This window comes from Clostridium estertheticum subsp. estertheticum (genome assembly GCF_001877035.1).
GTDB lineage: Bacteria > Bacillota > Clostridia > Clostridiales > Clostridiaceae > Clostridium_AD > Clostridium_AD estertheticum.
The window spans coordinates 4,329,601-4,351,229 of record NZ_CP015756.1 but is presented as its reverse complement, the minus strand read 5'-3'; the positions used below and the strand labels follow the sequence as shown (position 1 = coordinate 4,351,229).

At 31.7% G+C, this 21,629-nt stretch carries 14 protein-coding genes; all 14 read left to right on the top strand.

What is annotated here, in order from left to right; genetic code table 11:
• Positions 1-11: 11 nt before the first annotated feature.
• Positions 12-962: a DNA-binding protein WhiA gene (whiA, locus tag A7L45_RS20225; RefSeq protein WP_071614452.1), complete on the top strand. Its 951-nt coding sequence runs from the start codon at positions 12-14 to the stop codon at positions 960-962.
• 7 nt (positions 963-969) lie between these two features.
• Positions 970-2,274 (top strand): DRTGG domain-containing protein, encoded by a 1,305-nt coding sequence (locus tag A7L45_RS20220; protein ID WP_071614451.1) that lies wholly within the window; start codon positions 970-972, stop codon positions 2,272-2,274.
• 39 nt (positions 2,275-2,313) lie between these two features.
• On the top strand, positions 2,314-5,895 hold the full coding sequence (locus A7L45_RS20215) for a DNA polymerase III subunit alpha (RefSeq protein WP_071614450.1): 3,582 nt from the start codon (positions 2,314-2,316) through the stop codon (positions 5,893-5,895).
• Between the two features lie 424 nt (positions 5,896-6,319).
• Positions 6,320-7,279 carry a 6-phosphofructokinase gene (gene pfkA, locus A7L45_RS20210; RefSeq protein ID WP_071614449.1) on the top strand — a complete coding sequence of 320 codons (960 nt, stop codon included), beginning with the start codon at positions 6,320-6,322 and terminating at the stop codon, positions 7,277-7,279.
• 71 nt (positions 7,280-7,350) lie between these two features.
• Positions 7,351-9,111, top strand: coding sequence for a pyruvate kinase (gene pyk, locus A7L45_RS20205; protein WP_071614448.1), 1,761 nt, complete (start codon positions 7,351-7,353; stop codon positions 9,109-9,111).
• Between the two features lie 284 nt (positions 9,112-9,395).
• A complete protein-coding gene (locus A7L45_RS20200; protein WP_071614447.1) occupies positions 9,396-9,755 on the top strand; it encodes a DUF1540 domain-containing protein in 360 nt (119 codons plus the stop codon).
• A gap of 124 nt (positions 9,756-9,879) precedes the next feature.
• Complete coding sequence (rlmD, locus tag A7L45_RS20195) at positions 9,880-11,265, top strand: 23S rRNA (uracil(1939)-C(5))-methyltransferase RlmD (RefSeq protein WP_071614446.1); 1,386 nt, start codon at positions 9,880-9,882, stop codon at positions 11,263-11,265.
• A gap of 233 nt (positions 11,266-11,498) precedes the next feature.
• A complete protein-coding gene (locus tag A7L45_RS20190) occupies positions 11,499-12,746 on the top strand; it encodes a hypothetical protein (protein WP_207647749.1) in 1,248 nt (415 codons plus the stop codon).
• A gap of 208 nt (positions 12,747-12,954) precedes the next feature.
• Complete coding sequence (gene lepB, locus A7L45_RS20185) at positions 12,955-13,470, top strand: signal peptidase I (protein ID WP_071614445.1); 516 nt, start codon at positions 12,955-12,957, stop codon at positions 13,468-13,470.
• A gap of 551 nt (positions 13,471-14,021) precedes the next feature.
• On the top strand, positions 14,022-15,944 hold the full coding sequence (locus tag A7L45_RS20180) for an OPT family oligopeptide transporter (RefSeq protein ID WP_071614444.1): 1,923 nt from the start codon (positions 14,022-14,024) through the stop codon (positions 15,942-15,944).
• Positions 15,931-16,281 (top strand): PqqD family peptide modification chaperone, encoded by a 351-nt coding sequence (locus tag A7L45_RS20175; RefSeq protein WP_071614443.1) that lies wholly within the window; start codon positions 15,931-15,933, stop codon positions 16,279-16,281. Before A7L45_RS20180 ends, A7L45_RS20175 begins: the two co-directional genes overlap by 14 nt.
• Positions 16,282-16,557: 276 nt before the next feature.
• The gene (gene pepV, locus A7L45_RS20170) at positions 16,558-17,949 is read left to right on the top strand and encodes a dipeptidase PepV (protein WP_071614442.1); all 1,392 of its coding nucleotides are present in this window, start codon (positions 16,558-16,560) and stop codon (positions 17,947-17,949) included.
• A gap of 271 nt (positions 17,950-18,220) precedes the next feature.
• A complete protein-coding gene (locus A7L45_RS20165) occupies positions 18,221-19,309 on the top strand; it encodes a dipeptide epimerase (RefSeq protein WP_071614441.1) in 1,089 nt (362 codons plus the stop codon).
• A gap of 62 nt (positions 19,310-19,371) precedes the next feature.
• A complete protein-coding gene (locus A7L45_RS20160; RefSeq protein WP_236900462.1) occupies positions 19,372-21,561 on the top strand; it encodes a HelD family protein in 2,190 nt (729 codons plus the stop codon).
• The last annotated feature ends 68 nt before the right edge of the window (positions 21,562-21,629 follow it).

Below are 21,629 nucleotides of genomic sequence, written 5' to 3'. Positions count from 1 at the left end.
GGAGTAGAATAATGTCATTTTCGTCTAAGGTTAAGAATGAAATTTGTAGATTTACAGATATGAGTAAGAAAGAGGCCATGGCTGAAATGGCGGCTATAATGAAGGTTAGTGGGACTATTGGGCTTGGATCAAACAAACAAATAAATTTCCAAATAACAACTGAAAATCCTGCAATAGCAAGACTTATCTTTAAATTGTTAAAGGAGCATTTTGGTATTCACGCTAGATTATTAGTTAAGAGAAGTAACTCCCTAAAGAAAAAAAATGTATATGTTGTTATAATTACGGAAGAAATGGGTGTTAAAGACTTATTAAAGCAAGTGGCGGTCCTTGAGGATGAAAACTTTTTTTCAATAGATTATACTATACCAAGTAGGTTAATTGATGCTGAGGAATGCAAACGCAAATATATAAGAGGGGCTTTTTTAGGTGGTGGAAGTATTAGTAACCCTGAAAAAAATTATCATGTAGAGTTTGTGACTCATGATAGTGATTATGCACAGGAATTAAGCACACTTATTAATAGCTATGGATTGTTTTCAAAAATAATACAAAGAAAAAGCAGTTTTGTTATTTATATTAAAGAGGGTGAACAAATTGTTGATCTTCTTAACATAATTGGAGCACACAATTCATTACTATTCTTAGAAAATGTAAGGATAATGAAAGAAATGAGAAATAATGTAAACAGACTTGTGAACTGTGAAACGGCTAATCTTAGTAAAACAGTAAATGCATCAGTAAGACAAGTAGAAAGTATAAAATTAATACAAAAAGAAATAGGGTTTAAGAGATTGCCTAAGAATTTGAGAGAGATCGCTGAGCTAAGGCTTGAGTATCCTGATGAATCGTTAAAAGAACTTGGAGCAATACTTGAACCACCAGTAGGAAAATCTGGTATTAACCATAGATTAAGAAGAATAGAAAAAATTGCTGAAGAATTAAGGAAAGAAGGAAGGTAAGGAGAGAATGTCAAAACATGAGGAGATAGTTAATCATATCCTTGCCCTGCAAATTGGAACTAAGATATCTGTAAGAGGTATCAGTTCTGAACTCGGCATTAGTGATGGTACATCTTATAGAGCGATAAAAGAAGCAGAAAATATGGGTATTGTTAATACCGTTCCTAGGGTGGGGACAGTAAGGGTTGAGAAGGTATATAAAAAAAATATTGATAGTCTTACATATGCTGAAGTTATAAGAATCCTTGATGCTACTATTCTGGGTGGTAAAGAAGGCATAAATAAAAGCTTAAACAAATTTATTATAGGTGCAATGGCTGTTGAATCAATAATTAGATATCTAAAGCCAGGATACCTTCTTATTGTTGGAAATAGGGAAGAAGCACAACTGCTTGCCCTTGAAAATGATGCTGCAGTATTGATTACTGGAGGTTTTGATTGTAGCGAAAAGGTAAAGATACTTGCGGATGAAAAAGGAATTCCTGTATTATCGTCAACCTATGATAGCTTTACAGTAGCTAGTATGATAAACAAGGCTCTTTATGAAACTATGATTAAAAAGGAAATTATTTTAGTTGAAGATGTGATGGATATTAATACTACTTGTCTTATGGGTACGGACACTGTTGCTACCTGGAGGCAACTAATGCTAGAAACTAACCATGAGAGATACCCAGTACTAGATGAGAATATGAAAATTGTTGGGATAGTTACATTAAGAGATTTACAAGGATGCAACGATGATGATGAACTAATTAATAAAATTATGAATAAGAATCCTGTATGTGTAACACCTAAAACAACTATCGCTTATGCTGCCCATATTATGGGTTGGGATGGAATTAAAATTTGTCCTGTAGTTGATAAGAAGAAGCTTGTAGGGGTTTTAACTATAGAGCATGTTATAAAAGCAATGGAGTTTGCACTAAGGCAACCACAAGTAGCTGAAACTTTAGAAGATCTTATTTTAATGAATTTTACATGTGTACACGAGGATAATAGCTTACATTTTAATGGCCAAATCATTCCTCAGATGTTAGATCCTTTTGGAACGGCCTCTTGGAGTTCACTAAATATGCTCCTATCAACTATGGGGATAATGTCATTAAGGCAAAATAATAATATTAATATTTCCGTGGATAGTATTATGTCGTACTTTATGAAACCTGTGCAAATGGGTAGTGATATAGATATATATGCAAAAATTGTTGATAAAGGTAGGAGTTTTTCTAAGGTAGAAATAAATATGTACAATAAGAATAATGAGCCTATTGCAAAGTCTATGATTTCTGCGAAAATATTTGGTAAATAATATATATAATTAAATTATGTTTTGAGGGGAAGTGAAAAAATGACGGAGAAACTAAAGATAAAAAAGCGGGAAGATTTAGGGAGTTTTGTACATCTTCATGTGCATACAGAGTACAGCCTTCTTGATGGCTCGGGAAAGATTAAAGAGCTTATAGCTAAGACCAAAGAGCTAGGCATGAAAAGTATTGCTATAACAGATCATGGAGTAATGTATGGATGCGTGGAATTTTATAAACAAGCGAAAGAACAGGGAATTAAACCTATTATTGGTTGTGAAATATATGTAGCTGCTAAATCTATGAATATAAAGGAAACTGATAGAGACAACGCTACCCATCACTTAATACTTTTAGTTAAGAATGCTAAGGGTTATCAAAATTTGATGCACATAGTATCGGCAGCGTCTATTAAAGGTTTTTATTATAAACCAAGGGTTGATTATGAATTTCTATCAAAGTACAGTGAAGGAATAATTGCTAGTAGTGCTTGTCTTGGTGGAGAGGTTCAAAGCCTTCTCTTGCGAGGTAATTATGAAAAAGCAAAAGAAATAGCATTGAAATATAGAGATATATTCAAGGACGGCTATTATTTGGAGCTACAATATCACGGTATGCAAGACCAGTTTAAAGTTAATGAACTCTTAGTAAAATTATCTAAGGATACGGGAATTCCACTAATTTGCACAAATGATACTCATTACATAATGCAAGAGGATTCAAAGGCTCATGATATTCTTTTATGTATTCAGACAGCAAAAACTGTTGATGATGAAAATAGAATGAGGTATCCATCAGATCAGTTTTATTTAAAGTCCCCAGAGGAGATGCAAAAGACTTTTGCATATGTCCCAGAAGCACTTAGTAATACAGTCAAAATAGCAGAGATGTGCAATTTTGATTATGAATTTCATGTATCGAAACTTCCAAAGTTTCCGCTGCCTGGCGGGGTAGATCCGTATGAATTTCTAAGAGAACATTGTTATGAGGGGTTGGCACCTAGGTATGAGGCATTTAGTGATGTACTTACCAGAGGCTTCTCTATAGAATACATAAATGAAATAGCGAAGGTTAGTCCAATTGCTAAGATGTATGTGGATAGACTTGAATATGAGCTGAATATAATAAAACAAATGGGATATGTTGATTATTTTCTTATAGTATGGGATTTTATCAAATTTGCAGTAGATCACGATATTCCAACAGGCCCCGGGCGTGGGTCTGCGGCAGGTTCAATAGTTGCTTATACTTTAGATATAACGAAGATTGATCCTATTAAATATAGCCTTATTTTTGAGCGTTTCTTAAATCCAGAAAGAGTATCTATGCCAGATATAGATTCAGATTTTTGTTATGAAAGGCGTCAAGATGTAATTGATTATGTTGTTGAAAAGTATGGATCTACTAATGTATCACAAATTATAACATTTGGAACAATGGCCCCTAGAGCTTGTATAAGAGATGTTGGACGTGCTATGAATTATTCGTATGCAGAGGTGGATAGAATCGCTAAGATGATACCATCTGTGCTTAATATAACTATAAATAAGGCTCTTGAAATGAATTCAGAGCTTAATTCCTTGTATGAAGATGATTCACGTGTTGAAGCGCTTATAGATATTGCAAAGGCATTAGAGGGACTTCCAAGGCATAGCTCTACCCATGCGGCGGGAGTAGTTATTGCATCACAGCCATTAGTAAACTATGTACCTCTTCAGAAAAATGATGAAATGATAGTAACACAATTTCCTATGGGAACCTTGGAGGAACTTGGACTTTTGAAGATGGATTTCCTTGGACTCCGTACACTTACAGTTATTAGGGATTGTATAGACTTTGTAAAACAAAATAGGAATGTATCTATAGATATAGATGATTTGGATATTGAAGATCATAAAGTCTATAAAATGATCGGAGAAGGAAAAACAGTAGGTATATTTCAACTAGAATCTGCAGGAATGACTAGCTTTATGAAGGAACTAAAACCTGATAAATTTGAGGATATTATTGCCGGTATAAGTTTATATAGACCAGGCCCAATGGCTGAAATTCCACGTTATATAAGAAATAAAAACAGTATGGATAAGGTGGAATATGTTACTCCGCAGCTTGAGGAAATCCTTGGTGTTACTTATGGGGTAATGGTGTATCAAGAGCAGGTTATGGAAATAGTTAGAAAACTTGCTGGGTACTCAATGGGAAGATCTGATCTAGTCCGTCGTGCTATGTCTAAGAAAAAGCACAAGGTTATGGAAGAAGAACGTTATAACTTTATTCATGGAATAGTGGACGAGACTGGAAACATAGAAGTACAAGGTTGTCTTCGAAATGGAATAACTGAGGTGGCAGCAAATAAGATATTTGATCAAATGATGGATTTTGCATCATATGCATTTAATAAATCGCATGCTGCAGCATATGCTGTTGTAGGTTATGAGACTGCATATTTAATGTGTTATTATCCTACAGAATTTATAGCTGCAATGCTCAATAGTGTAAAAGGAAATGCTGAGAAAATAGCCTTTTATACTAGGTATGCAGTTCAAATTGATATAGGGGTGTTGCCTCCTAGTATAAATGAAAGTTTTGCTGAGTTTACTGTAAAAGGCGATACTATAAGGTTTGGCCTATCAGCACTTAAGAATGTAGGGGTAAATGTAATAGAGAGCATTGTACGTAATCGGGAAGAGAAAGGCGAATTTTCAGGTTTTATGGATTTTTGCAATAAAATAGACACATCTTGTGTAAGTAAACGAGCAGTAGAAAGTCTTATTAAGGCAGGAGCATTTGATGATTTTAAAATTCATAGATCGCAACTGTTAGCGGTTTACGAGAAGGTATTAGATGGAGTAAACAATGATAGAAAGAGAAATATTTCAGGACAAATAAATCTGTTTTTAGATTTTGATAATGATTATAATAATTTTGAAATAGAGTATCCGAAGATCAAAGAATTTAAAAAGAAACATATTTTAGCTATGGAAAAGGAAATGACTGGAATATATTTGTCTGGTCATCCTCTAGATGAATACGAAGAGACACTTAATATACAGACCAATACTAGAATATCTGATATTGTGCTAGATGAGAGTCTTGAAGAAGATAATGAAATGCTTAGTGAAAGTTTTAAACTTCAAGATGGTGATAAAGTTATAATTGGTGGTATAATATCATCGGTTAGTAAAAAAGTTACTAAAAATAATGATATGATGGCATTTATTAATTTAGAGGATTTATATGCTAGTGTTGAAGTAATAGTTTTTCCAAAGACATTTGAAAAATATAAGTCACTTGTTGAAGAAGATGAAATAGTAATAATTAAAGGCAGGGTTAGTATTCGCGAAGAGGAACAACCAAAGATATTATGCGAAGATATTAAGCCACTTGTAAAAATTAACAGCGAAAAAATTTATATCTTAGTCGAAAATGATGTTATGATGAAAGATGCATTAAAGAAAATAAAGCAAAACTTAGCTATATATAGGGGAAGTACCCCTGTATATCTGTGTACAAAAGAGCCGAGAAAAATGTATGCTGTGGATAAAGCTTTATGGCTTAGCGAAGAAATTGATGTTATGGAAGTTTTAAGAAAAATGTTTGGCCAAGATAATATAAAAATACAATAAAATATTTTTGTATAATTGTAGAGGTGGTTATTAAAGGTAAAATTGTTATCTTTAATAACAATCTTAGTTAAAGTAGTAATTTTAACTTGTTAAATGGTAATATATATATCTTTAACTTAAATATAACCATTGAAAGGATTACATTACACTAGTAATAGGTCGTTTATTAAAAAATAAATATTTATTTCTATAAACCGTTGAATGTTTCGAGAATTTTGTATAATATTAGAGTATAAAGGGTATTTTTTAATAATAGTTATATTTTTGTTGTTAACATGGACATATTATGACCACGGTGGGGTAGATTTATCCCGATGGTACAGAAATGGAAAACAATTAATAATTGTTTTATACCTCAAAGAATTATAAAGGGGAAAAAATTAATAATTGTTTATTCTATAGAGAGTTATAAGGAGGAATAGTTATGAAAACAATAGCGGTATTGACAAGTGGAGGCGACGCACCAGGAATGAACGCAGCCATTAGAGCAGTAGTTAGGATGGCTATATTCAAAGGTATAAGAGTTATGGGTGTACAAAGAGGGTATAGTGGACTTATAAATGGTGAAATATTTGATATGGATAGACATTCGGTTTCAGATATAATTCATAGAGGCGGAACTATTCTTAGAACTGCACGCTGTGAAGAATTTAAAACTGAGGCTGGAAGAAAAAAGGCAGTTAATGTACTAAGAGTTTTTGGTATTGATGGACTAGTAGTAATTGGTGGGGATGGTTCTTTTGCAGGAGCACAACTTTTATCAGACCTCGGTATTGCAACTGTAGGTATACCAGGAACTATAGATAATGACCTTCCATATAGTGAATATTCGATAGGATTTGATACAGCACTAAATACAGTGCTTGATGCTATAAATAAAATAAGAGATACTTCAAGTTCTCATGAGAGAATTAGTGTAGTTGAAGTAATGGGAAGAAACTGTGGAGATATAGCATTATATGCTGGTATTGGTGGAGGAGCTGAAGAAGTAATTATACCTGAAAAAGGGTATGAAATAGATTCTTTGTGCAAAACTATATTTGAAGGCAAACTAAGAGGTAAAATGCATAATCTAATACTCCTTGCTGAAGGTGTGGGCGGTGCCAATGAACTTGCAAAGCAGGTTGAAGAAATAACCGGAATTGAATCAAGAGCTACAATACTCGGCCATATTCAAAGAGGTGGAAGTCCAAGTGCATTTGATAGAATGCTTGCATCTAAAATGGGAGTAGCTGCAGTGCAAGTACTTATAGAAGGTAGATCAGGCAGAGTTATTGGTATGAAAAATGGCAAAATAGTTGATGAAGATATCAATGAAGCGCTAGAAATACCAAGAAAATTTAATGAAGAACTTTATGAAATATCTAAAATTCTTTCTTACTAAAGTGATTTAATAAGAAGGCTTATATATAAAAGCTAAATATAAAATAATATACAATAAGAGGAGAATAATTAATGAAAAAAACTAAAATGATTTGTACAGTAGGACCAGCTAGTGGAAGTATGGAAACTATAAAAGATTTAATAAATGCAGGAATGGATGCTTCAAGACATAATTTTTCACATGGTGATCATCAAGAACATTTAGAAAGAATTGATAGAGTAAAACTAGTTAGAAAAGAAATGAATAGACATATTGCTATAATACTTGATACTAAAGGACCAGAAATAAGAACAGGAAATTTTTCAGCTGGTAAAGTTGAATTACAAGAAGGATCTAAATTCACTGTTGTTTGTGGTGAAGAAGTTATTGGAGATGAAACTATATGCTCTGTAACTTATGAAGAATTATATAAAGATGTTGTTGCTGGCGATACTATATTAATAGATGACGGTTTAGTTGGACTCACAGTAGAAAGCGTTGAAGGTAAAAAAGTACATTGTGTAGTTGCAAATACTGGTATGGTAGGAAATCACAAAGGTGTTAATGTTCCTGGAGTTGCAATAAATCTTCCTGCACTTACAGCAAGAGATATTGATGATTTGAAATTTGGATGTGAAATAGGTGTTGATTTTATTGCAGCATCATTTGTAAGAAAAGCATCAGATGTACTTCATATAAGACGTGTTCTTAATGAAAATGGTGGAGAAAAAGTACAAATAATTTCTAAAGTTGAGAATCAAGAAGGTGTTGATAACATTGATGATATTATTAAGTTATCTGATGCTGTCATGGTTGCCAGAGGAGATTTAGGAGTTGAAATTCCAACAGAGGAAGTTCCAATAGTTCAAAAAATGATGATAGCTAAATGTAATGCTGCTGGTAAAGCAGTTATAACAGCTACTCAAATGTTAGATTCTATGATCAGAAACCCAAGACCAACTAGAGCAGAGTCTTCAGATGTTGCAAATGCAATATTTGATGGTACAGATGCTATAATGTTAAGTGGTGAAACTGCTAATGGTAAATACCCAGTTGAAGCAGCTACTATAATGGCTAAAATAGCACAAACTGCTGAGAATGCTCTTAACTACAAAGAGAATTTAAAGAATAAGGGAGCAGTTCATATTCCTAATGTACCAAATGCTATTAGTTTAGCTACTTGTACTACTGCTATGGAATTAAACGCTTCAGCTATTATTACTGCAACTCAAAGTGGTAATACAGCAAGAAAAGTTTCAGCTTATAGACCAGAATGTTCAGTTATTGCTGTTACTCCTTATGAAGTAGTAGCTAGAAGTTTAGCATTAAATTGGGGCGTTGTTTCAGTATGTGCTGATAAAATAGAATCTACAGATAAACTTATAGATAATTCTGTAGCTATTGCATTAAAGGCAGGATATGTACAAAAGGGAGATTTAGTAGTTATTGCTGCTGGAATTCCTGCCAATTTTGTAGGTAGTACAAACATGATGAAGGTTCATATTGTTGGTGATATATTACTTCAAGGTAAAGGAAATATAAGTGCATCAGCTTGTGGTACAGCTTGCTTTGCGCAAAATGCAAAAGAAGCAAATGAAACTATGCGTGATGGTGATATTTTAGTAGTAAAAACATTAACTAAAGAATATACTGATTTATTAGATAGAGTTTCAGGAATTATTGTTGAAGAAGATGCAACAAGATCAGATGTTGTTGTTGAAGGTACTGCAAAAGCAGTTCCAATTATATACAATGCAAAAGGAGCAGTTGATATTATTAAAACTGGTTCTTTTATAACAATGGATGCAGCTAGAGGCCTTGTATATAGTGGTAGGGCTAATGTAAAGAACTAAAAAAACTTTCTGAAGTCGCTGATATTTAAGCGATCAAAGAGATGAATTAAGGATTGTCATATAATTGGCAATCCTTTTTTTTATAAGAATATAATATATTTTAAATAATTATGTATAAATAAAAAAAACTTGGTTACAATTATAAGTACAAGCAAACAACATGGCAACTGATTTCTTTTAAAGCACCTATATGGTGCTTTTTTTTTATCTGTAGTATAATAAAAAGTAAAGCAAGGAATTATAATTAAATATAATAGTAAAATTAAATAGTTGGAGGGGTAGATATGAGAGGGACTCTAAGTTGTACTGCCACAAATTGTGTTAATAATATGTCGGGGATATGCTCAGCTAGTACTATCAACATTTTAGGGTCGAATGTTCATAGTAAAGAGGAGACGCAGTGTGAAACATTTGCTGAAAAGGGACTAAAAAATTCATTTAATAACGTACTTAATATGAATGTTATTGGAGAAATTAAACAAGCATTTAATAATGACAAAATAGAGATGAGTCCAAAAATTGAATGCGAAGTTATAAATTGTGTGCATAATAGGGATGAAGAATGTGTTGCTCATAATATTATGGTAAATGGTAGAGAGGCTTTAAGCAGTGAAAAAACAGAATGTCAGACGTTTAAAGAATAAGTAAAATTTAATATTGTGAAATAAGCATTTTTTCTTTGCATTTGTTATAAAGGCATCTAGAAAGAAATCTAGATGCCTTTAGCATGGAAAAAATAGTAGTAGATAGAAGGTTGGAGGAGAATTCATGAAAAGAAAACTAGAGAATTATGTTATTCCTGTTAAAAAAAATGAAGATTATATAATAACTATAGATAATATGGGGTATGAGGGTGAAGGTGTAGGTAAGATTGATGGATTTACCGTTTTCGTTGCGGGTGCAATAGTAGGAGAAAAGGTGTTAATAAAAATTGTTAAGATATCTAAAAATTTTGGTTTTGGAAAGTTGCTCGAGATAATTGAGAAATCAATAAGCAGAATAGAACCAGTATGTGACATATATAAAAGCTGTGGAGGGTGCAACTTGCAGCATATAGATTATGCGGCCCAATTAGATTTTAAAACTAATAGAGTAAATCAAGTTATAAATAGAATAGGAAAATTAGAGAAAGTAATTGTGCATCCAACACTCGGGATGGAGTCTCCTTATAATTATAGAAATAAGGTTCAATTACCTGCAAGCAATAAAAATGGGGAAGTAAAAATTGGGTTTTATGCGGCAAGAAGTCACGACATAATTAACATGGAAAATTGCTATATTCAAGACAGTGTAGCAGATATTGTAGTAAAACTTACAAGAAAGTGGATAAAAGAGTTTAATATACAATGTTATAACGAAGAAAATCATCAGGGGATTTTACGTCACGTTATGATTAGAAAAGGATCTAAAACAGGACAGGTTATGGTTGTGTTAGTTACAAATGGTAAAAGCCTTCCTTATAAAGAAGAATTTATAGCAATAATTACTAAAAAGATCAAGGGTATTGTGAGTGTAATACAAAATATTAATAGTGAAAAAACTAATGTAATACTGGGAGAAACTTGCTTGACGTTATGGGGGAAAGATACAATAACTGATTACATAGGAGAATTTAAATTTGAAGTTTCTCCACTATCATTTTTTCAAGTTAATTCAGTTCAAACAGAGGTGCTCTACGATAAGGTACTAGAGTATGCAAATTTAGGCGGAGGCGAAGTTGTACTTGACGCTTATTGTGGTACAGGTACTATCTCATTGTTTTTATCTAAGACCGCTAAAAAAGTTTATGGTGTTGAAATAGTACCACAGGCTATTGAAAATGCTAAAATAAATGCTAAAGTAAACAATGTAGAAAATGCAGAGTTTTTAGTAGGGGAAGCAGAGATAATTATTCCGAAACTTATAAATGATGGAGTAATTGCTGATTTAGTTGTAGTTGATCCACCAAGAAAAGGTTGCGATAAAACTCTACTAGAAGCAATAAGTCATATGGGACCTAAATGTATAGTTTATGTTTCTTGTGATCCAGGTACATTAGCTCGTGATTTAGGAATTTTAAATGAACTTGGATATATTACTAAAGAAATCCAGCCCGTAGATATGTTCCCACAGACAGCGCACATAGAATGCGTTGCCAGGATAGAGAAAAGATAGGTGCCACCCACGTGGCAAGTGGCATGTGAAAGATTTTAAGCAAAATTAAAGTGCCTTTTATATTCCCTCAGACATTAGTTTGGGGGAACTTTTTAATCTAAGGGTAGTTATCTAAAAAAATGTTTACTAGTAGAAATGCTTTATTAATAACCATAATAATTAATATATGTATTTAATATGTTATAATAGAATAATATGAATATTTAGATTTTGCATAGAAAGGGAGCGATTAAGTGCAAAAGATTAATGAGGTTAAAGTTGGAATAGGATTTGCAACTGGAAGAAAAAGCTTCCAAAAGGTACTTAGAACTAACATAAACAATTGGGAAGAATCTGGTTTGGTGGAAAACAAAAGGATAAGTTTAAATGTTTTTGTGGCATATGATCTTCATTATAATAAAACTAAAGTAACTGATTACACGAACATACATCCTGATTTAGTTAAGAAAATTGATAGTAGCACTTTTATTGGAAGTGTATCAACGCAACAAGAAATTGACTATTTAATTAGAGAAAATATTCTTACTCTTGAAGAAACTAAAAAGATCTTTGGTAGGGGGTATGCAGCTAAACGTAATGCTGTACTATATAATGCTATCAAAAAGAATATGGACTATTTGGTGTTTCTAGATGATGATGAGTATCCAATGGCAGTAACTAATACTCGTGATACTGCAATTTGGGGAGGACAATTTGTTTTGTCAGAGCATCTTAAAAATATTAAGAATGCGGACATTACCCATGGACATCACTGCGGGTATATATCTCCTATACCATATATGGAGTTTAATGATATTATGACTGAAGGAGATTTTAGATCATTTATTGAGGCAATAAGTAATGATATTGTTAAGTGGGATAGTTTAAAAGCAGTTATGATAAATGGAGGAATAACTTATGCCAATACAAGTATACTTACTAGCTGTGATGCTGTAGAGGTTGTGGAAAAGGATCATTCTAAATTTATATCAGGGGCTAATTTGTGCATTAATCTTACTAAACCTGAGCGCGTTTTCCCATTTTACAATCCACCGGGAGCTAGAGGAGAAGATACTTTCCTAGCTACATGTCTAAGTGATAGAAAAGTTCTACGCGTGCCATGTTACACATTTCATGATGGATTTTCTACATATAATAATCTTTTAGAGGGTGTTCTTCCAATAAGACTTAAGTTTATTAGGGCTGATAATGAGAAGATTACTACACGGTTTTACAATGCGTGTATAGGGTGGATCCGTTATAAACCATTATTGCTATATATAACACATCCAGATCGTTATGAGGAAAAGATTAAAGAAATGAGAGAAGAATTGGAAGTTACGTTGCCTAAAATTTGTGAATTTTTCGGAAAACCTGAATTTATAAACATATTGTCAGAACTTGAGAAATACAACAAAAATGTAGAAAAACATTACGGCGAATTTCTTGAAACACAATGTATTTGGGCGAAGATTATGGCACACTTTGCAAAACGTATATGATAATGTGGGCATAAACTTAACATATATAAAATTTAAAAAGCTCCTGACATGATAAAATGTTGGGAGTTTCTACAATTTCATTTGTGCATATTCCTAAATTAAATCATTCAAAGTTTATCAAATGTTAACATATAATAAACTTTTAATAGAGACTATATATATATAGTGTGATAAAATATTAATGTATAATATTTGAGAGGGGATAAACATGGATTTAGTAAAAAAAATATTTCAAGATTGGATATTACCGATATTAGCAGCAGTTATAATAGCTTTTATTATAAATAAGGTCATTTTCTTTAATGTAACTGTTCCTACTGGGTCAATGCTGCCAACAATAAACCTAAATGATAAGATTTTAGTGACAAGAGTTCATAACCTAAATAATCTTAATCATGGAGATATAGTAGTATTTCACTCCGATGAACTAGGCGAAGATCTAATAAAGAGACTTATTGGATTGCCAAATGATTTGGTGGAAGTTAAAGAAGATGGATCTGTGTACATAAACAATAAAAAAATAGATCAAAGTTATGTTGTATATCCAGGTGGTAAAACAGGTAAATATAAAGTGCCTGCGGATAGTTACTTCTTTATGGGAGACAATAGAATTAATTCTTTAGATGCAAGATACTGGGATAAACCTTATATACCTGGGAAAGATATAATGGGTAAGGCAAGAATTAGAATTAGTCCTTTTAGCAAATTTGGAAAATTAAAATAATAAAATGATAAAATAGCGGAGTGCAAATGCAAGTTTATATATCTGCTATTTTAATTTTTTGAAAATTCAGTACTGATAGATTTATGCTATAATTTAACTGTTGTTAAATTATAATTTTATATAAAATTACAATTGCAAAAGCAACTGTAAGGCTAACATAAACTTATGGTATATTTGCAAAAAAACTATTAATATTTTTTTAGGATTAAGAATAATATATATATATATATATATATGGTAAAATCACAAAAACGCATAAGAATATAATTGTACTTTCAAAAGTCAAAATATAGTACTAAATTTACTACACAACAATGGTATTGAATCACGTTATAACATATGGTATTATGAATTATTAATTAAATTTATTAATTATAAGGGGGGACATATTATCGAGAAATCTAAAAAGTTTCTCATACAGCTTATGGTGGAATCAAACGTGAAGATTATTTACCGTTTGTACCAGCTAGTCAAGTAATGCCAAAAATAATAGCAATATCAATAATTCTAGGTATGATTATGGTCAATAAATATAAAAGGAGGTACATCTTATGGATAAAAAATTGTCAAAAGGTGCATACGGTGGAATAGCGGGTAAAGACTACGTTCCTTATGTTTCAACTGGTTCTAAATCTGGTGGAAACGTTGCCGTATTAATAATTGGTATTTTTTTAGCTGCTTTGTTCGCAGCATCAACTGCCTATTCAGGTATGAAATCAGGGCTTACAGTTGCGGCTGGTATACCAGGTTCTATAATAGGTTCAGCATTTATAGCTGCATTTGCTAAGAAAAAGGGTATACTTGGAAAAAATTTATTACAAGGTATGTCAAGTGGTGGAGAATCTGTCGCTAGTGGTATAATATTTGTTTTACCTGCAATTCTTTTAATAGGTGCTAAAGTTACTTTTCTCGAAGGTTTAGTTGTTGGTGTTGGTGGAGTTTTATTCGGTATAGGAATAGCTTCTCTTGTTCACAACTACTTAATGGTAGAAGAACATGGTAAATTAATGTACCCTGAATCAATGGCTATATCTGAAACACTCGTTGCTTCAGAAGGAGCCGGAGAAACAATGAAGTACATGGGAATAGGGTTTGGAATAGGAGGAATTATAACTGTTGTAACTAGTTCTTTTATGAATGTAGCTAACAATGTTATAAGTTATGTAAATGAATCTTTCTACAAGTGGAAATTTGAAGTGGAAGTTAATCCTCTGTTATTAGGTATAGGATTTATAGTTGGCATAGATGTTTCTTTAACTATGTTTGCTGGTTCTATATTATCTAACTTCGGTATTATGCCTTTAATAGGATATTTCATTAATCTTGGAAGAGATGGAGCAACTGTATGGAATGATCCTAGTGTTGCTATAAATGCTATGCAAGTTAAAGATATAGCTGGTAGTTATGTGAAATATATTGGTGCTGGTATGATGCTTTCTGGTGGTTTTATAGGTGCTATAAAGCTTATACCTACAATAGTAGCTTCTATTAAGGAGACTATGAGTGCTAAGTCTTCAAATGGTAATGGTAGTTCATCTGCTGGAAACATGATATTGCTTAGTGGTATAGTAATATCTTTCATAGGAGGATTCATGATATCTGGTGGTAATATATTAATGGCAATAACTGCTTCTGCATTATCATTATTCTTATCACTCTTATTTGCTATAGTTTCTGGTCGTTTAACAGGTACAATAGGAACTTCAAATCTTCCTGTATCTGGAATGACAATAGCTTCTATTGTTGTTGTAACATTATTGTTTGTTGTAATGGGATGGAAAAATCCTGCAAACAACAAATCACTACTTTTATTTGGTACATTTATAGTTACTGTTATATCTGTAGCGGCTGGTTATTGTCAATCTCAAAAAGTTACTTACATAGTAGGTGGCGACAAAAATGAAATGCAAAAATATTATGCTATAGCTGGTATAGTAGGTGTTGTAGTAGTTATTGGTACTATATTATTACTTTCGAGTAAACTTGCAATTACTGGAGATAACGTTCCATTTGCACTACCTCAAGCTAACTTAATGGCAACGTTAACTGCTGGCATAATGTCAGGTAAATTACCTTGGGTTATGGTAATTGCTGGTATTGTTATGGGAATTGTTTTATATATATTAAAGCTTCCTGTAATGACAATTGCTATAGGATTCTACTTGCCGATAGCTACGAATTCTATAATATTAGTAGGCGCGTTAGTTCGTTTATTTATAGAGAAAACTTCTAAATCTAAAGAAGAAAAAGAAGTTAAAATTGAAAATGGTATAGGATTATCGTCTGGTCTTGTTGCTGGTGGTTCAATAATTGGACTTATAGGTATTGTACTTCAAGTATTGAAAGTTATAAAAGGAAATGGACCAAGTGGATTTGCTGCTTCTAATGGAATGGCATTCATAATATTAGCAGTTCTAGTAATAGCCACTATAATACCTATAATGAAAAGTAAGGTAAAAGATGCTAGAAAATAATGAAGATGTTTTAAATATAATATTTAAAATTTTTGATGATTTAGAGTATGAATTGGACAAAGATAATATTGTGACTGTACTTGAAAAACAAGATCATAAGCTTCAAAGGGTCTTTAGAAAACTTAATTTCAAAATTCCAGATTATAAAAAGACTTCTTTAGATGAGTATGGAAGTTGTGTGTTTTTACAAATAGATGGCAAGAAAACTGTAAAAGATATTGGAAAAAATCTAGAAGCAAAGTATGGTGATAAAGCTCACCCACTTTATGAAAGATTATTGTTGTTCTTAAACCATATCGATGTTAATTGCCACTATATAGAAAAAACAAATTTATAATACAAAAGACGGTCTAAAAAATTTAAGCTAGAATAAAAGACTTGTATGCTACCAAAATAGACACAAAAACTATTTAATGTTATAATTTAACTACGGAATAAAACATTAGATTAAATAATAAATATAAAAACATAAGTTAAGGGCCGTTATGGCTCTTAACTGTTTTTTAGGAGATATTTATCAAGTCAAGGATGAATATCTTTTGAAAAATAATAATATTAATAATAAAGCAGACTATAATCTACTTTAGTAGATTATTAAGGGAGGAGAAAGAATATGGAATTAAACAAATTAATTGATGACATGAAAGAGGACATTATTAAATCTACACAAGAAATTATAAAAATTAAAAGCGTAGAAAGTGAACCTAAACATGGGATGCCGTTTGGTGAAGGTGTAGCTAAATCACTAGAATGTGCTTTGGGCGTTGCAAAGAGATTGGGGCTTCATACAGTTAATGTAGATGGATATGTAGGGTATGCAGAGTATGGAACGGGTGACGATTATGTTTTAGCACTAGGTCATTTAGATATAGTTCCAGAAGGTGATGGATGGATTTACCCTCCTTATGGCGCAGAGATTCATGATGGAAAAATGTATGGACGTGGAACTACGGATGATAAAGGACCAATAATGGCAACACTGTTTGGTTTAAAAGCAATAAAAGATGCAAAATTTCCTGTATCTAAGAGAATTAGAGTTTTATTTGGCACTAATGAAGAAACAGGAAGCAAGGAACTTGATCATTACTTAGAAAAAGAAAAACCACCAGTTGCTGGGTTTACACCAGATGCTGACTATCCAATAATTAATGGAGAAAAAGGTATAACTATTTTTGATATTGTAAAAGATTTTAATAACATAAATAAAGGTGAAAACATTATAAAATATATCAAAGGTGGTCAAGTTTCTAACATGGTACCCGATTATTGTGAAGCAGGAATTATTTCTACTAATGCTAATGTTATAGTTAAATTATTAAGGTCTTTTATAAAAGATACTGGGTATAAACTATCCGCAGTAGTTAACACAAATTTGATAATAATTAAATCTATAGGTGAAGCAGCTCATGGAAGTACACCAGAGTTCGGTAAGAATGCAATAATGCAATTATTACAATTTCTAGGGACCATAAATCTTGATTCAAATGATGCGACAGAATTGGTAGAGTTTTTAAATAAAAATATAGGAATGCAGACGCATGGTGAGTCTTTTGGTGTTTGCCTTGAAGATAAGATTTCGGGAAAGTTATCATTTAATGTTGGAGTTATAAATATGGATAAGAATTCTGCTACGGTAACATTGAATTTAAGGTATCCTGTAACAAACAAATTAGAGGATATGATGACTCCATTTAATGAAAAAATAAAAGGGACTGGATTAAGAGTGGAAAAATTTGTACATCAAGAGCCATTATACTTCCCACCAGATAGCCCAATTATAAAATCACTCCAAAAGGTTTATACTGAGCAAACTGGTGAAGAAGCTACACTGGTATCTATAGGCGGAGGAACTTATGCTAAAGAAATGCCTAATATTGTAGCTTTTGGACCAATGTTTCCAGGAGAACCAGATACTATTCATAAACAAAATGAATATATTACAATAGATAATTTAATTAAAAATGCTAAAATATATGCCCATGCATTGTATGAACTAGCAAAATAAATATATACATTATTTCACAAGATATATATCTTAGTAAATAATAAATAACATTTAGACCTATGTCTTATAAAATAAGATATAGGTTTTAGTATTCTTATGAGGTTGAATTTTATAAAACAAATTAATTGTGAATTTGTGTAAAGCCGTAGAATTAAACTGGACATAGAGGTATAATAGAATATTATACTATAAATAACTTTCATAACATTGTATAAATAAATTAAATAACATAAAAACTATAAAAAATATAGTTCTTTAGCGAGGGATAATTATGAAAATACAAGATATTAAGATGGGTAGAATTAGTACTCCGCTGAAACACGGATATAAAGTAGGCAAGAGAATACTTACATTTTCCGATGAAATAGTTATAAAAATGATTACAGATACAGGGGAAGTAGGTTATGGTAGCGCCGCACCAACACCGCTTATAACTGGGGAAACAGATAACTCAATAATTGGAGCTATAAATTATATTAAACCTGAAATTATAGGCTTAGATATTGAAAATATTGAAGAAATTATGAAGGTACTTCATAATTCTATTCACGGTAATAACAGCGCAAAAGCTGCTATTGATATAGCTATATATGATTTGCTTTGTAAAAAATATGGAATCCCACTTTATAAATTTTTGGGTGGTTATAAGACTTCACTAACTACAGATCTTACTATAGTAAATGATACAGTAGAGCAAATGGTAGGGAAATCTTTAAAAGCTGTAATGGATGGTTATACTTGTTTAAAGGTCAAAGTTGGGAATCATGTGGATTTTGATATAGAGAAAGTTAAATCAGTAAGAAAAGCGGTAAGACGTGGAATAAAGATAAGGGTAGATGCTAATCAAGGCTGGAGACCTAAGGAAGCTGTAAGTATAATTAGAAAATTCGAAGATCTAGGGCTTGATATTGAGTTTGTTGAGCAGCCGGTTAATGCCTGGGATATAGATGGACTTAAATATGTTACAGACAATGTTTCAACAAAGATTCTTGCAGACGAAGCAGTTTTTGGACCATCAGATGCTTTTAAGATAATTGAAAAAAGAGCAGCAGACCTGATAAGTATAAAACTTATGAAATGTGGAGGCATTAATAATGCAATAAAGATATATAACATGGCAGAAAATATGGGTATAAGATGCATGATGGGATGTATGTTAGAAAATAGAATAGGCATAACAGCGGCAGCTAGTTTTGCAGCATCAAAGTCTAACTTGGTTAAAGCGGATTTAGACACTATGTTGTACTTTGATAAGTGTGCAATAGTTGGTGGTGCAGCTGTAGAAGGAAATACTATAACTATTAATGATTCCCCGGGTCTTGGTATTTCAGATATCATTGGATGGAATGAAATTTCTTAGAGATATGTATATTTATTTTAGAGTTAATAGATCAAAAATAACAAACAAATGAGGTGATAGTTTTGAATAATAATGAATATGATATAGAGGTCAGTTCGGTGGAAGTCGAATTAAAGAAGCAGCTAGAGTTTAGTATAGAAGAAGATAAATTAAAATCTGTTGTTGATATCATTAGTGAGGAAATTCTAAAATATATTGAGAAGAGAAAGGAAATTACAAAGTATATTTTAGAATATAGAAAAAAAGTAATTGAAGACTATAGAGATGATGAAGATATGGTAATAGAGTATTTTGATCATGAGATATATGTGAAAGAAGAGGCGTTTAAAACTATTGATAGAAGACTTAAGGAATTAACTGCACTTAAAAGCTCTCCTTATTTTGGAAGAATAGATTTTTCTGAAGAAGATTATGGTATAAATGAAATGTATGTAGGAAGATTTGGGGTTACGCCAGACAATACTTATGAACCTTTAGTAGTAGATTGGAGAGCTCCTGTTGCATCTCTATTTTACACTGGCTCTCTAGGAGAGGCATTTTATGACGCACCAAAAGAAAAAGTAGCAGTGAATATTTTAGCTAAAAGGCAATATATAATAAAGAAAGAAAAGCTTAAAGGCATGTTTGACTCAGCACTAGATATAAAGGATGAAATACTACAAATGGTGCTTAGTGGGAATACGGGTGAAAAGCTCAAAGATATAATAATGACAATTCAAAAGGAACAGGATGATTTAATAAGACAACCAAGAACAAAAACTATTGTAGTTGATGGTGTTGCTGGTAGTGGAAAAACAACTATAGCACTTCATAGAGTTGCATATTTACTTTATAATTATAGGAAAATACTTGAGGATAAGGTCTTAATATTAGGACCTAATAATGTATTTATAGAATATATATCAACAGTACTCCCAAGTCTTGGTGAGTCAGGGGTTAAGCAAACAACCTTTAGAGACTTTGCTTTTGATATTTTAGAACTTAAAGAAGTAATGAGTCTAAAAGAATACATGGAAAAAGTGCTTAGTGGAGAAAAAGAATTTGCAAAAGACATAACATATAAAAATTCTATAGAATATAAAAATTTTATTGATGAAGCTGTAGAAAAATTGGATATTGAATATTTTAAGATTGAAGATTTATTCTTTATGGATGAGTTAATAATATCTAAAGAAGAAATAAAAGAACTGTTCCATAATTATTATAAAACCATGCCTTTATTTAGAAGAAGTAAGAAGATTAGAAGAATTATATTTTCTAAAATTACTGATGCGAGAGATGAAAAAGTTAGGGTTATACAAAAGGAATATGAAAAGACTGTTGTTTCTTTATCTGAGGAAGAAAAGGAATTAAAAATAAATGATTTAGATTTTAATAGAAGACTTAATATAAGAGAAGTTATAAGAGCAGTACTTCTGCTAAAAAGAAGCCTTACTTGGCTCAATAATGGAAACTGTGTTGATTTATATAACAAGATTAATGGGTATAAAAGACTAACTGAAAATGATTTAGGTGGTATCTTATATTTCAAGATTAAGCTTGAAGGTACAAAAACATCTGAACAAATAAAACATGTAGTAATAGATGAAGCTCAGGATTATAATGAACTTCAGTTTTTAGTCATAAAGGAATTAACCGGGTGTAGTTCTTTAACTATAGTTGGGGATAGCAATCAAAGATTAATACCATATGACGGTGAATTACCTATGCATGATATGAAAAATATACTTCCAAATTGTAATGTTCAGGATTTTAGACTAAATACTAGTTATAGATCTACAAAAGAAATTATGGAGTATGCTAATAAATATTTAGATGATGACCCAATTGTTCCAATAGTAAGAAGTGGTGAACCCGTAAGAGAAATGTTAATTTCAAATAGGGATGAATTTAGGAAGTTTGTACTAGGTAAAATTGATGATTTTAAAAATAAAACTTATGAAAACATTGCGATTATATGTAAAGATATAAAAGAATCTGAAGATATATTTGGGCTAGTTAATGGAAATGCAAGCATTAAAATTATAGATAATGAAAATGACGTATATCATAGTGGAATTGTAGTGTTACCATCATATTTTGCTAAAGGACTCGAATTTGATGCAGTAATTATGGTCTTAGATGAGCCTAAAGATGTCAGTGATCATAAAGCAGATAATGCTTCAAGTGAATATAAACAAGAAGATAAACTTAGGTACGTAATGGCGACTAGAGCATTACATGAACTTCAAGTGATTAAGAAAAACTTTTAATTTTTTTCTTAGAGGATGCTAACCAAAGGATATATCACATAAAATGCGTTTGAACAAGATTTAGAAAT

Excerpts from the sequence above, each read along its gene's own strand:
- whiA (WP_071614452.1), top strand. The coding sequence starts at position 12 with ATGTCATTTTCGTCTAAGGTTAAGAATGAAATTTGTAGATTTACAGAT.
- A7L45_RS20220 (WP_071614451.1), top strand. The coding sequence starts at position 970 with ATGTCAAAACATGAGGAGATAGTTAATCATATCCTTGCCCTGCAAATT.
- A7L45_RS20215 (WP_071614450.1), top strand. The coding sequence starts at position 2,314 with ATGACGGAGAAACTAAAGATAAAAAAGCGGGAAGATTTAGGGAGTTTT.
- pfkA (WP_071614449.1), top strand. The coding sequence starts at position 6,320 with ATGAAAACAATAGCGGTATTGACAAGTGGAGGCGACGCACCAGGAATG.
- pyk (WP_071614448.1), top strand. The coding sequence starts at position 7,351 with ATGAAAAAAACTAAAATGATTTGTACAGTAGGACCAGCTAGTGGAAGT.
- A7L45_RS20200 (WP_071614447.1), top strand. The coding sequence starts at position 9,396 with ATGAGAGGGACTCTAAGTTGTACTGCCACAAATTGTGTTAATAATATG.
- rlmD (WP_071614446.1), top strand. The coding sequence starts at position 9,880 with ATGAAAAGAAAACTAGAGAATTATGTTATTCCTGTTAAAAAAAATGAA.
- lepB (WP_071614445.1), top strand. The coding sequence starts at position 12,955 with ATGGATTTAGTAAAAAAAATATTTCAAGATTGGATATTACCGATATTA.
- A7L45_RS20180 (WP_071614444.1), top strand. The coding sequence starts at position 14,022 with ATGGATAAAAAATTGTCAAAAGGTGCATACGGTGGAATAGCGGGTAAA.
- A7L45_RS20175 (WP_071614443.1), top strand. The coding sequence starts at position 15,931 with ATGCTAGAAAATAATGAAGATGTTTTAAATATAATATTTAAAATTTTT.
- pepV (WP_071614442.1), top strand. The coding sequence starts at position 16,558 with ATGGAATTAAACAAATTAATTGATGACATGAAAGAGGACATTATTAAA.
- A7L45_RS20165 (WP_071614441.1), top strand. The coding sequence starts at position 18,221 with ATGAAAATACAAGATATTAAGATGGGTAGAATTAGTACTCCGCTGAAA.